12 protein-coding genes are annotated in these 12,035 nt (G+C 70.9%); 4 read left to right on the top strand and 8 right to left on the bottom strand.

Features of this window, described 5'->3' with window-relative positions:
* Window positions 1–54 precede the first annotated feature (54 nt).
* From ACFVUT_RS03445 to ACFVUT_RS03425, 5 genes are all read right to left on the bottom strand, one after another.
* Window positions 55–1,095 carry a LacI family DNA-binding transcriptional regulator gene (locus tag ACFVUT_RS03445; protein WP_389643486.1) on the bottom strand — a complete coding sequence of 347 codons (1,041 nt, stop codon included), beginning with the start codon at window positions 1,093–1,095 and terminating at the stop codon, window positions 55–57.
* 74 nt (window positions 1,096–1,169) lie between these two features.
* A complete protein-coding gene (locus tag ACFVUT_RS03440) occupies window positions 1,170–2,342 on the bottom strand; it encodes a fumarylacetoacetate hydrolase family protein (protein ID WP_389643483.1) in 1,173 nt (390 codons plus the stop codon).
* A 10-nt stretch (window positions 2,343–2,352) separates the two neighbouring features.
* Window positions 2,353–3,156, bottom strand: coding sequence for an enoyl-CoA hydratase/isomerase family protein (locus ACFVUT_RS03435; protein ID WP_389643480.1), 804 nt, complete (start codon window positions 3,154–3,156; stop codon window positions 2,353–2,355).
* Window positions 3,153–4,250: an extracellular solute-binding protein gene (locus ACFVUT_RS03430; protein ID WP_389643477.1), complete on the bottom strand. Its 1,098-nt coding sequence runs from the start codon at window positions 4,248–4,250 to the stop codon at window positions 3,153–3,155. The genes ACFVUT_RS03435 and ACFVUT_RS03430 overlap by 4 nt, the downstream gene beginning before the upstream one ends.
* On the bottom strand, window positions 4,247–5,455 hold the full coding sequence (locus ACFVUT_RS03425) for a CaiB/BaiF CoA transferase family protein (protein ID WP_389643474.1): 1,209 nt from the start codon (window positions 5,453–5,455) through the stop codon (window positions 4,247–4,249). Before ACFVUT_RS03425 ends, ACFVUT_RS03430 begins: the two co-directional genes overlap by 4 nt.
* A gap of 201 nt (window positions 5,456–5,656) precedes the next feature.
* Here ACFVUT_RS03425 and ACFVUT_RS03420 point away from each other — a divergent pair, with 201 nt between their 5' ends.
* Together ACFVUT_RS03420 and ACFVUT_RS03415 are read left to right on the top strand one after the other, a co-directional pair.
* Window positions 5,657–6,403: an SDR family NAD(P)-dependent oxidoreductase gene (locus ACFVUT_RS03420; protein WP_389643471.1), complete on the top strand. Its 747-nt coding sequence runs from the start codon at window positions 5,657–5,659 to the stop codon at window positions 6,401–6,403.
* Entirely contained in the window at window positions 6,400–7,467 is a 1,068-nt protein-coding gene (locus ACFVUT_RS03415; RefSeq protein ID WP_389643468.1) for an aldose 1-epimerase family protein, read from the top strand. Before ACFVUT_RS03420 ends, ACFVUT_RS03415 begins: the two co-directional genes overlap by 4 nt.
* Window positions 7,468–8,143: 676 nt before the next feature.
* On the opposite strand, the gene ACFVUT_RS03410 is transcribed toward ACFVUT_RS03415, so the two are convergent.
* Window positions 8,144–9,052, bottom strand: a complete 909-nt coding sequence (locus ACFVUT_RS03410; protein ID WP_389643465.1) for a helix-turn-helix transcriptional regulator — start codon at window positions 9,050–9,052, stop codon at window positions 8,144–8,146.
* 159 nt (window positions 9,053–9,211) lie between these two features.
* Between ACFVUT_RS03410 and ACFVUT_RS03405 the strand changes: the two genes are divergently transcribed.
* Together ACFVUT_RS03405 and ACFVUT_RS03400 are read left to right on the top strand one after the other, a co-directional pair.
* Window positions 9,212–9,805, top strand: a complete 594-nt coding sequence (locus ACFVUT_RS03405) for a short chain dehydrogenase (protein ID WP_389643462.1) — start codon at window positions 9,212–9,214, stop codon at window positions 9,803–9,805.
* Window positions 9,806–10,834, top strand: coding sequence for a hypothetical protein (locus ACFVUT_RS03400; protein ID WP_389643459.1), 1,029 nt, complete (start codon window positions 9,806–9,808; stop codon window positions 10,832–10,834). It begins immediately after the preceding gene.
* Window positions 10,835–11,083: 249 nt separating this feature from the next.
* On the opposite strand, the gene ACFVUT_RS03395 is transcribed toward ACFVUT_RS03400, so the two are convergent.
* Entirely contained in the window at window positions 11,084–11,284 is a 201-nt protein-coding gene (locus tag ACFVUT_RS03395; RefSeq protein WP_389643456.1) for a hypothetical protein, read from the bottom strand.
* 246 nt (window positions 11,285–11,530) lie between these two features.
* A complete protein-coding gene (locus ACFVUT_RS03390; RefSeq protein ID WP_389643453.1) occupies window positions 11,531–11,998 on the bottom strand; it encodes a DUF2000 family protein in 468 nt (155 codons plus the stop codon).
* Window positions 11,999–12,035 lie beyond the last annotated feature (37 nt).

The raw sequence follows: 12,035 nt of genomic DNA, 5'->3' as shown, positions 1-12,035 counted from the left end.
CGGCCGCCCCCGGGCCTCAGCGGGATCCGCCCCGGCCCGGGCGGCGCCCCTGCGTCAGGAGCTTGCGCGGGCGACGACCCGGTAGCCCACGTCGCGGTGCGGAACGCCGACCGGGGTGCCGCGCATCCTCTCCAGCAGCAACTCGGCCCCCAGCTCGCCGATGAGGGTGCCGGGCACCGCCACCGTGGTGAGCGAGGGGACGAGGTGCCGGGCCAGCTCGAAGTCGCCGAACCCGGCCAGGGCCAGCGTGCCGGGGACGTCGATCCCCCGGCGCACGCACGCCTGCAGGGCGCCGGCGGCGAAGACGTCGCTGGAGAACATCACGGCGTCGGAGTCCGGATGCCGTTCCAGCACAAGGTCCAGGAGCGTGACGCCGGTGTCCATGGTGACCGGCTCCGGCCCCGCGTCCACCGTGCGCGGAGCAGTCCCCAGCAGCTCACGGACAGCGGTCGCGTAGCCGTCGAGCCGCTCGGCGGCCCGGGGGTCGCCGGAGGTGTGCCGCCCGGCGAACGTGATCCTGCACCGGCCCCGCTCGACGAGGTGCCCGACCATCGCGGCGGCGGCCGCCGCGTTGGAGAAGCCGACCAGCAGGTCCACCGGATCGTCCGACCAGCCCCAGGTCTCCACGACGGGCACTCCCGCGGCGGCCAGCAGGGCACGGGTTCCGGGGGTGTGGTCGGTTCCCACCATGAGCAGTCCGTCCGGCCGCCGGCCGAGGAAACTCCGCAGCACGTCCTCCTCGTGCTCCGGCCGGTAGTCGGTCGTGCCGACGAAGATCTGGTAGCCGTGGGCCGCCAGGGCGGTCGAGAAGGCGTGAACGGTGTCCGCGAAGACCGACGCGTTGATCTGCGGGACCAGGACACCGACCGTGCGGCTGCGGTTCGACGCCAGGTTGCTGGCGGCGAGGTTGGGCACGTAGCCGGTCGCTGCGATGGCCGCTTCGACGTTGGCCCGGGTCTCGTCCGGCACCGACCGCGGGTCGCGCACGACCCGGGAGACCGTCTGGGCGGACACCCCGGCCGCCGCCGCCACGTCCGACAGGGTCACCGAACGGGTGGCGGAACGCTTGCGTGGGCGGCGGGGTGGCTGGGTCACATCCGAGACGATATCCATTGCGCCCGCCGCCACGCCGTCCGCCCGGCCGGTCCGGGCGGACGGCGCGCCCTGCGTCACAGCGCTCCTCGTGCGGCCAGGGAGCGCATCAGATCGGAGATTCCGAAGTTCCACGGCTCGCAGGCATCGCTCGGCCTGATCCGGCTGACGAGTGAACCGAGCCGGGGCGTGGCGACGGTGACCAGGTCTCCGTCGTGATGGGTGAAACCCTGGCCCGGAGTGTCACGGTCCTCGACGGGGGCGAACATCGTGCCCAGGTAGAGCACCGCACCGTCGGGGTACTGGTGGTGCGGACCGATCAGCTGACCGACGAGGTCCAGTGGATCGCGGCTGATGGCGGACATGGAGGACACCGCGTCGAGTCGGTAGCCTTCCTCGCCCTCGACGGACAGGGTCACCGCCGCCGTCCGCACGTCGTCCATCCCGAAGGTCGCGTCGAAGAGCCGCACGAACGGCCCCAGGGCGGCCGAGGCGTTGTTGTCCTTCGCCTTCGACAACAGGAGTGCCGAACGGCCCTCCACATCACGGAGGTTGACGTCGTTCCCGAGAGTCGCGCCCACGACCTTCCCTGCGGAGGAGACGACCATCACCATCTCCGGTTCGGGGTTGTTCCACCGCGAGGTGGAAAGGACCCCGGCATCGGTCGCGGTACCGACGGCGGCCAGCACGGGGGCCTTGGTGAAGATCTCGGCGTCGGGCCCGATGCCCACCTCCAGGTACTGACTCCACATCCCCCGGGCGACCAGGAGTTCCTTCAGCGCGGCGGCCTCCGCGGAGCCGGGCCGCAGGGATGCCGGATCGTCCCCGACGAGTCCGCGTATCCGCTCGCGCACCTCGGCGGCGCCGGAGACCTCGCCCCGCACACGTTCCTCGATCACCCGCTCCAGCATGGACACCACGAAGGTCACGCCGGCGGCCTTGACCACCTGAAGGTCCACGGGGGCGAGCAGCCAGGGACGTGCGGGATCACGTGCCTCGGGCGGTGTGTTGGCCAGCAGTTCGTCGAGTCCAGCGAGCCACTCGCCGTCGGCCGTGCGCAACTGCGCCGCCGGGTCGGGTGTTTCGCAGAGGTCGCGGACGGTCGGGAAGGTCCCCGTCACGTCGTGCACACCGCTCTCGCGGACGGCGACGACGCAGGGGCCGGTGCCGGGCTGCCAGACCCGGCCGACGAGGGCCCCTTCCGTGCCGTCGTCGGGCAGGGTGGTAGCGGCGTCGGGCCACTGGGTCATGTCGTTCCTCTCAGGCTTTGCGGAAAACGGGCGGGCGCTTCTCGGCGAACGCGCGGCGGCCTTCGGCGGCGTCCTCGGTGGCGAAGCAGATGGTCTGCAGGTCCCGTTCGTAGGCGAGAGCCTGGTCCTCGGGCAGATTCCCGGCCGCCCGCAGGTTGATCTTGGCGGTCTCCGCCGCCACGGGGGCCCGGGAGGCGATGACCGCGGCAAGGGCCTGGGCCCGGTCGAGCAGTTCGCCGGGGGCGACCACCTCGCTGACCAGGTGCCACTCCAGCGCCCGTGCGGCGTCGATGCGGTCGCCGGTGAGCAGCATGAGTGCCGCGTTGCTCGGACCGGCCGCGCGGCTGAGGAAGGCCGCCATGCCGCCGCCCCCGATCCAGCCGAGTGTGATCTCCGGTGCTCCGAAGGACGCCGTCCGTGAGGCGATCCGGATGTCGCAGGACAGGGCGGTCTCCAGCCCGCCGCCGAGGGCGTAGCCGCCGACGGCCGCGATCGTGGGCGTCCGGGCCTCGCGGATGGCGTCGCAGTAGTCGACGCGGTTGCGGAACTCCCAGGGCGTGCGGTATCCGTCGAGTTCGCGGATGTCCGATCCGGCGCTGAAGGCGCGCCCGCCCGCACCGGTCAGGATCACCGCGCGGACATCGTCCGTGGTGTCGCACCATTGCACGGCCCGGACCAGGGCGCGGGACATCTCGGGGGTCACGGCGTTCAGTTTCTCGGGCCGGTTCAGCGTGAGGGTGGCCACACGGTCGGCGACGTCGAGCAGGACGTGTCCGGTGCCGAGGTCGGGCGGGGTGCTGGTGGTATCGGTCATGCTCGTCCTGCTTCCTTCGTGGTCCGGCTCGCGCGGTGGAGAGCTCGCAGCCGGCCGACTGCCGCCCGGTGGCCGATCCCGCCGGCCAGGGCGTCCCGGACAAGGGCGGAGGCGGCGCTCTGGAAGCCGATGTAGCCGGCATGGCGGGGGCGGACCCACGCCTGTTCACAGGTGGCGGTGGTCCGGCGGTAGAAGTCCGCTGCGACGATCGCCGGGTCCGTCCAGGCGGCGCGTGCGCTCGGCTGCCCGCTGTGCCGGGGCAGGAATCCGCACTGGGCGGAGGGCGACATCAGCCAGCGGATGTGGTCCAGGAGTTCCGAGGTGGGGGTGCAGCGGGAACTGACGGCGAGTCCGGTGCCGCCGAGGGTGGAGCCCGGCCGTCCCCCCGGTCGGGCGGCCGGGGCGTCGGTGAACGTCAGCCGGTCCGCGTAGGTGACGTAGCCGTACACCAGCGGGCAGTGCGCCAGGCGGTCGGTGCCCGCCATCAGCTCCAGCAGCCCGATCGGGTTGAGCGTGCGCGTACGGGCGGGTGCGTGGGCGTCGATCCCGGCCATGAGGTCCAGGACGGCGCGTCCCGTCGTGTCGCTGATCAGTTCACCGGGGTCGGCGGCCGGTTCCTCGCCGAGGGCGACCGCGACGGAGGCGAAGGTGAGGAAGGCGTGCGGTCCGGCGAGCGACAGGGCCACCGGCGCGCGGCGCGCGAGGCCGAGCACCTCCTCCCAGGTGGTGGGCGGCTCCCCGGCGAGATCGGTGCGGGTCGCGGAGACCTGGGTGGCCGCGTCCAGGGGCAGGGCCCACTGACTGCCGTCCATCGCGTACGAGCGCATGGTGGGTCCGATCGAGCCGGCGCGCCAGCCGTCCAGTTCCTCCCTGCCGAAGAGGTCGTCCAGCGGGCGGAGGCAGCCGGAGGCGAGTGCCTCGCCGAGGTGCGGATGGTCCAGCACGACGAGGTCGTAGCGGGCGCAGAGCTCGTCGACGGGATGGGACTCGAAACCCTCCAGCGGCTGGACGGACCAGTGCACGAGGTCGCCGGCCGCCGCGGCGAGGGCGTCGTGGCCGCGCGGGTGGTCCCAGGTGAGTCCGGCGTAGGTCACTGGGTCTCCGTCACGGTGCCGGAGGCGAACAGCGCCTCGATCTCCTCCTGGCCGAGGCCCGCTTCGGCCAGGATCTCGCGCGAGTGCTGGCCGGTGAGCGGTGCGCCTCGGTCGATACGGGGCGGCGTGGCGGAGAACCTGTAAGGGAACCCGGGCACCTTCACACGGCCCTCGGTGGGGTGGTCGTAGGTGACGAAGGTGCCGTTGTGGCGGATCTGCGGGTCGTCGACCAGGTCCGCGTAGCCGTAGACCGGTCCGGCCCATACGCCCGCGGTCTCGAAGGCGTCGAGCCAGTGGCGCGATGTACGGGTACGGAGCCGGGACGCGGTGCGCGAGAAGAGCTCGTCGCGGTGGGTCCAGCCGTGCTCCTCGTCCTCCATGGACAGGAAGCTGTCCTCGCCGAGGAGTTCGCCGAGTGTCTTCAGCGGCGGGAAGGCGAGGACGATGTAGCCGTCGGCGGTCTCGAACGCGCCGTAGGGTGCGCGGATGTAGACATGTGCGTGCGGTTCGCCGGAGCGGTTCTGCGCCAGGCCGCCCACGGTGTGCACCGACAGTTCCTGCATCTGGAGTGTGGTGACGGCGTCCAGCATGTTCACCGTCACGAGCTGTCCCTCACCGGTGCGTTCGCGGTGCAGCAGCGCGGCGAGCACCCCCTCGAAGGCGGTGGACGCGGTGACGGCGTCCACGAGGTACTGGCCCGCGGCCTGCGGTGCCTCGCCGGCGCGGCCCGCGGAGAGCATGGCACCGGACATCGCCTGGAGCAGCAGGTCCTGCCCGGGGCGTTGGGCGTAGGGACCGTCCTCGCCGTAGCCGGAGATGGAGACGTACACGAGCGACGGGTTGATCTCCGCCAGCGAGGCGTAGTCGACGCCGAGGCGGTCGGCGACGCCGGGGCGGTAGTTCTGCAGGAAGACGTCGGCGTCGGCCACGAGCCGGCGGAGCACCTCTTTGCCGTCCGGGTCCTTGAGGTCGACGGCGAGGGAGCGCTTGTTGCGGTTCAGCGAGAGGAAGGAGACGTTGATCCGGTTACCGCCCGCGCCTCCCGCGGCTGCGTGACGCTGCCACTCCCCGGTGACCGGCTCGACCTTGACCACGTCGGCCCCGAGGTCGCCGAGCCGCTGGGCCGCGAACGGGCCGGCCATGGCGATGGAGCAGTCGAGAACCCGGTACCCGCTGAGTATCCCGGGCTTGTCAGGCGTCGTCATGGGACTCCTTGAAAGGGGAGGGAGGCGAAGAGGAGGGAGGGAAGGGAACTCGCCGCGCCGTCGCCGCATTTGTTGTTCCCCGCTCTGTTGTTAGCGCTACCGGCAGCGCTAACATTCACGCTATGCGGGCACCGCTCGCAGTGTCAACGCCCCGATCCGCCCCGCGGCGCCCGGCCGGCACCGGGAAGATGGGAACCACCGATGAGTCAACCGCAAGCAGCACTCGTGACCGGCGCCGGCGGCGCCCTGGGCCGCGCCATAGCCTCCCGTCTGGCCGCCGACGGGCACGATGTGGCCGTGCTCGACCGCGACGCCGCATCGCTGGAGCAGACGGTCGAGGAGGTGCGGAAGTCGGGTGCCCGCGTCTTGGCCCTGACCACCGACCTGCGCGACGCACAGGCGGTCGAAGCGGCCGTCGAACGGTCCGCGGCCGAGCTGGGCACCCTGCGCGTCCTGGTCAACAACGCCGCCGTGTACCCGAGCCGGCCCTTCCTCGATGTGCCGCTGGCGGAGTACGAGGATGTGGTCGCGGTGAACCAGCGCGCCTACTGGGTCGCCGCTCAGGCGGCCGCGCGCCGCATGGCCGGCACGGGCGGCGGGGCGATCGTGAACGTCGCCTCGATCACCATGCACGGGGGCTGGGACTCGCTCGCCGCCTACATCTCCACGAAGGGCGCGGCCGTCGCCTTCACCCGCGCACTCGCCCGCGAGCTCGGGCCTGCGGAGATCCGCGTCAACTGCGTCTCCCCCGGCGCGTTCCCCACGGCTGCCGAGGAGATCCACGACGATCCCGGGGCCTATACGCGGCATGTGCTCGACCATCAGGCTCTCAAGCGGCGCGGCCGCCCCGAGGAACTGGCCTCGGCTGTCTCCTTCCTCGCCGGACCGGACTCCTCCTTCGTCACCGGCCAGTGCCTGGAGGTCAACGGAGGGTGGGTGATGGCGTGAAGCTGAACGGACGCGACTACGACCGTCACGCCCTCGCCCGGCACGCGGGCGACCTCGCAGCCGCCGGCGGTGTGCGGTCCGTCGTCCTGGACGACGGCTCCGAACGCGGCATCCGCACGCTGGAGTTCCGTACCGGTGCCGGGCTTTCCTTCGATGTGCTCGTGGACCGGGCCATGGACCTCGGCGGGGCGGAGTTCCTGGGCCGCGGGTTCGGCTGGCGCTCCGCGACCGGGTTCCGCCACCCCGGCCTGCACGAGTACCGCGACGACGACGGCCTGTCGATGATGCGCAGCTTCTCGGGTCTGCTGCTCACCGCCGGTCTCGACCACACGCTGTTCGGCGCCGAGGTGGACGCCTCGCAATACCGCTACCCGCCGCGCCGCACCGCCTCCCACGCACTGCACGGCCGGGTCGGCAACCTGCCCGCCCGGCTCACCGGCTACGGCGAGCAGTGGCAGGACGAGGAGCACTGCGTCCTCTGGGCGGAGGGCGAGGTCCGCCAGGCCGCCGTCTTCGGTGAGCACCTGCGGCTCACCCGCCGCATCGAGGCCGATCTCGGCGGCACGGAGATCCGGCTCATCGACCGGGTGCGCAACGCCGGCTTCGACCCCACACCGCACATGTTCCTCTACCACATCAACGTCGGCTGGCCCTTCCTGGACGAGGGCGCGCGCTACGAGATGCCGCTGCGCCGCACGCTGTGGCAGAGCGACAGTGTCGCCGAACAGGGCGTCTCGAACACCGAGATGCCGGGCCCGCTGTCCGGATTCGTCGAGCAGGTCTACGAGCACGAACTGGAACCGGACGCCGACGGCTCGGTACGGCCCCGGCTGGTGAACGACCGCCTGGGGATGTACTTCGAGCTGGAGTACGACCAGGCGCAGTTCCCGTCCTTCTTCCAGTGGATGCACCTGCGCGAGGGCGCCTACGCCGTGGGCTTCGAGCCCTCCACGCACCATGTGCAGGGCGAGACAGCGGCCCGGGAGGACGGGTCCATGACGTTCCTGGAGCCGGGTGAGGAACGCCTGTACACGACGACGTTCCGGGTGGGCCGGACCGGCTGATCACCCGACGGAGCCGACCGCGTCGCGGGGCCGAGCACCGGCCCCGGCAACGGCGCGGCCACTCCGGACATGTGCGCACAGGGGGGCGACGGCGGGAGGCCGCCGGGCCCCGGGGCGTGTACGCGCAACCTGCTCGGCCCGGACCCGCCGGAAGACGACGGGCTGCGGCACGGCTACCGGCTCGTCGCCGACCGGGGGCGTGTCCCACGACGCGTTCGTCAACCCCGGCTTGTCGCCGGAGCCTGAGATCACATCACCGACGAGACGACCGCGCTCATCGCCTGCTTGCAGCATGGACCGATCGGGCGTTTCCCCTTGAGCGTGGACACCCTGATCATTGGATCGTGATGATCCATAGGACAGGAGTTCCCGTTGGGGACGTCGAAGTACTCGCCTGAGTTCCGGGCCGATGCCGTCGCGCTGTACCACTCCAGCCCGGTGGGACGTACGCGTCGGTGGCCAAGGACCTGGGCGTCAACCACGAGACGCTCCGCTCGTGAAGCTAGTCGAAGCAGCTGCCGACGGTAGTTAAAGAACAAGCTCAAGTACCTGTTTGCAAAGCTCCGGTGCGCGTTTACCCAGCCCAGGATTCGAACGGAGGGGAGTTTGGCGGCAAGGTCAGCGGCGCAGGGCGGCGAGTTCAGCGGGGTCGATGGCTCGGGTCAGCAGATGAAGGTCACGTTCGGGAGCAGGGCTCCGGCCCGCAGCGGCGCGTAGCCGGCGGGCTGGGTGTGCCTGCGACGGTCAGGTCGGCGAGTAGTCGTAGGGCGGCTTCGGATGGTGAGCCCGGTTCGGCATAGAAAACGGCTACGCGCTGACCTCCGTCGTTGGGGAGGGTCATGAACTCGGTTTGGAGCGCCATGGTGCCCACCATCGGGTGGTGGTAGGTGCGGGTGTCGGTGCCGCAGTCGCCGACGGTATGCGCCGCCCACAGCTTCGCGAACTCTGGGCTTTTGACCGTCAGTTCGCCTACGAGAGCGGCCAGGCCAGAGGCGCCGGAATGGCGGCCGGCGATGAGCCGCAGGTCGGCAACGGTGGAGCGCGCCTTGCGCGGCCAGTCGCCGTACAACTCGCGCATGTGGGGGTCGAGGAACAGCATGCGGGCGATGTTGGGGCGTTCGGTGCGCCGGTTCGGAGCGTCGAAGTCGAAGTGCCCGGCCAGCAGCGCGTGCGCCATCGGATTCCATGCGAGGACATCGAGGAAGCGACCCATGACCAGTGCGGGCACGTCCCCGAACGAGTCGATCACGAGCCGTACCCCTGGCCGTATCCTCTCGGGTCCGGCTGCTCCGCGACGCGCCTTCGCCTCCGGTCGGGCCAGTGCGTACAGGTGGGCGCGTTCGGCCTCGTCCAGGAGCAGGACACGGGCCACGGCGTCGAGCACGGCGTCCGAGGCGTTGGGGCTCTGCCCCTGTTCCAGTCGTGTGTAGTAGCCGGCACTCACCCCAGCAAGTTGAGCCAGCTCCTCACGCCGTAGGCCGGGCACCCGGCGGCGCCCCCCGAACGTGGGAAGTCCGGCGTCCTCCGGCTGTAGCCGCGCCCGCCTCGACCGCAGGAACTCGCCCAGTTCCCCTTGTGTGTCCATAGGCGCAAGTATCACGGACTCGCAGCCGCTGAGCCTGCACCTGTCAGGTGCAGTCGCCGCAAGTGCACACCTGGCGGGGGGCTGGATGAGGCTCACCGTCGGTCGCAGTCTGGTGTCCGGGCACGACAGCCCGTCGGGCCAAACGGAACGGAGAACATAGTGAAGATCATCGTGATAGGTGCGACGGGGACCATCGGCGGAGCGGTCGCCGAGGCGTTGGAGGCGCGCCACGACGTGGTGCGCGTGTCGCGCCGAGGCCCGGTGCGCACGGACATGGACGATGCCGCATCGATCGACACGCTCTTCTCGGAGGTCGGCCAGGTGGATGCGGTGGTGTGCTGCGCGGCAAGCGGCGGTCTGACACCGCTGGACACGCCGTCGGACGCGGACTACTGGCGCGGTCTTGAAGGAAAACTGATCGGACAAGTGAACCTGGTCCGCAGAGCGCTCACCCACGTACGGGACGATGGATCCGTCACGATCACCAGCGGGCGGTTCGTCGAACCTGTCCCAGGCAGTTCGCTCGGTCACCTGGTCAACGCAGGTTTGGAGGCGTTCGTACATGCCGCCGCCATCGAGATGCCGCGGGGCATCCGCCTGAACTCCGTCAGCCCCGGCTGGGTCCGCGAAACCCTCCTCGCCCTGGGCATGGACCCTGCCCCCGGCACCCCGGTGGCGGATGTCGCCCACACCTACGTGGACGCCGTGGAAGGCCGCGCCCACGGCCGCACGCTCCTCGTGAGCACGCCGTGAGTGCCTATGTGGGTGCTGCGCGCCCACCTGGCGGAGGCGACCGGACTCCCCGAAACGGTCGTCGTGAAATGCCTCCGCCCCGAGGGATACGGCCTCCGCACTGCTGAGGAGCTGACGCGGTGCGAGCACGCCGCGCTCGCCTTCATCGCCGACGACCTCCGTCTCGACCTCGCGCCAGGCCTGCACGCCGCCTCACCGGACTCCCGCCTGCTCGTGCTGGAGGACCTGTACCCACGCACCGAACTGGCAGAACTGCTGCACCGCGACGGCCACACCCCGGCCCTGGACGCCGAACTGACCGCCTTCGCCTCCTCGATGGGCGAGCTGGCCGCCGCATCCGCCGGCCACACCGCGCTGTTCAACGCCCGCCGCACAGCACTGGGCACCGGCGCCGACCGGCTGGGGGACTGGGAACACGCCTACACCGGTCTCTGGCGGAACGGGCGCGCCCGGGCCGCCGCCTTCGGCGTCCCGCTGCCCGCCGCCGCAGAGCGCGATCTGGAAACGGCCGTGGCCGAACTGGCAGATCCCGGCCCATTCCTGGCCCTGACCAACGGCGACACCGAGGCACACAACTTCCTGACCGGGCCGAACGGTGGCAAGCTGATCGACTTCGAAGGGGCGGGCTTCCGCCATGCCCTCACCGCCGCGACCAGCTTCGCCGTCCCCGGCCCGAACTGGTGGGGAGTATCGGGGCCGGGACAGGTCGAGGCGTTCCGTCGAGCCCTTGCCCGGACGGTCCCCGAGGCCGAGGACGACCAGCGGTTCGGCTTCGGCCTGGCTTCGGCTTCCATGGTCTGGGTAATGATGCGCACCGGCCGGCTCACGACACTGGACGCACACAGCCCCGGCAACGACTCCCGCACCCAGATGGTGGCCCTGCTGGAGTCCGGAGCCCGCACCGCGGAGGCACATCGGGTACTCCCCCACCTGGCGGCCTGGTGCCGGTCCACGGCGGCCCTGCTGCGTCGCCGCTGGCCCGACACCGACATCGACACCGCCGCCCCCTACACCTGGCGTGAACGGTAGCGCGGAGAGCCGGGCGGTCACCGCCATGGAGATGCCGCTGCGTGTGTTCGGGTTTGATGTCGGCGAATGCCTGGATGGTCGGCCACAGGCCGGTTGCACCGGCTGCGAGCGTCGCGCTCGTGGCGAGCGCACCTTGGACGGCTTCGGGGCGGAGTACGGCAAGGACGGCGCTCGTCGAACCCGGCACGGCACCGGAGCGGATGAGGGCGCTGGACCGGGACGCTTTGCTCATCTCGGCGGTAGCGGCGTTCAATTCGTCGCGGATGGAGAGCGCGATCCGTCCCAGGGCGACTTGGGAGTCGACGCTTCCAGCGCGTCATCGAATGCGAGGAGCCTGGAGCGCATGAAGTAGCGGAACTGGGTGCAGGAGTCGAACTCGTCGCTGGTGAGCTGTGCGAAGTCGCCGAGACTGAGCGGGAGACCCTGGGCACGACTCTGAAGACCGCCCACCCCCAGCAGTTCGCCGACGAGCAGCGATGTCCTGCGGACCGCAGAATCGCCGAGCGGCTGACCGGCCCCGGGGCCTGCCGCAGTGTCAGCGGTTTCGTCCGCACCGTGCCGGAGGGCCCTGCCCGGGGCTCCCGTGAGAGCACACCGCTCAGGAGCCCCGGATGAGCCACCCCTCGGTCTCGCCGTCGGGCCGATCGACAGCGGTCGATGCAGCACACAAGATCCTTTGCTGCGAGGTCGCGTTGCTCAGGGGTGCATCCGCGCGCCCTTGAGGACCTTGTCCACCGCGTTGCGTGGCCCGTAGACGGCCATCCCCACCAGATCGAGCTGGTCCGTGCCCACGGCCCGTACAGCCGCCCGGTTGTCGCGGTCGTTGCCCGTGCCGAAGAGATCCGAGGTGAAAACGGCCCTCGGCAGCAGACGGGACAGCGCACGACGGTGCGCCGTGGTCAGCATCTCCTTCGTCCCCTCGAAGACCAGCACGGGCTGGCGGAACATCGGCAGATACGCGGTGTCGTCGGCGTCCGCGTACGGCTCACCGATCACCTCGGGTGACGCCGTACCGAGCCCACTCACCACGAAGGCGGTCACATTCAGCCGCTGCCAGGGCTCCAGGTCCTCGCGCAGCAGTACGGCAATCTTCGTGTCGAAGCGGACAGGCACGGCCGCAGCCCCTGCGCCGGTCGCGGCCTCGGTCTCGTCGTTGGTTCTCATGCTTCGAGACTCCAGGGTGCACGCCTTCTCCGTCTTG

It is taken from the genome of Streptomyces sp. NPDC058051 (genome assembly GCF_042885475.1).
In the GTDB taxonomy this organism is placed as follows: Bacteria; Actinomycetota; Actinomycetes; order Streptomycetales; family Streptomycetaceae; genus Streptomyces.
Note: the sequence above shows the minus strand (reverse complement) of the source record. Positions and strands in the feature narration are given on the sequence as shown.

Excerpts from the sequence above, each read along its gene's own strand:
- ACFVUT_RS03425 (WP_389643474.1), bottom strand. The coding sequence starts at position 5,455 with ATGACGACGCCTGACAAGCCCGGGATACTCAGCGGGTACCGGGTTCTC.
- ACFVUT_RS03440 (WP_389643483.1), bottom strand. The coding sequence starts at position 2,342 with ATGACCCAGTGGCCCGACGCCGCTACCACCCTGCCCGACGACGGCACG.
- ACFVUT_RS03410 (WP_389643465.1), bottom strand. The coding sequence starts at position 9,052 with ATGGACACACAAGGGGAACTGGGCGAGTTCCTGCGGTCGAGGCGGGCG.
- ACFVUT_RS03390 (WP_389643453.1), bottom strand. The coding sequence starts at position 11,998 with ATGAGAACCAACGACGAGACCGAGGCCGCGACCGGCGCAGGGGCTGCG.
- ACFVUT_RS03420 (WP_389643471.1), top strand. The coding sequence starts at position 5,657 with ATGAGTCAACCGCAAGCAGCACTCGTGACCGGCGCCGGCGGCGCCCTG.
- ACFVUT_RS03435 (WP_389643480.1), bottom strand. The coding sequence starts at position 3,156 with ATGACCGATACCACCAGCACCCCGCCCGACCTCGGCACCGGACACGTC.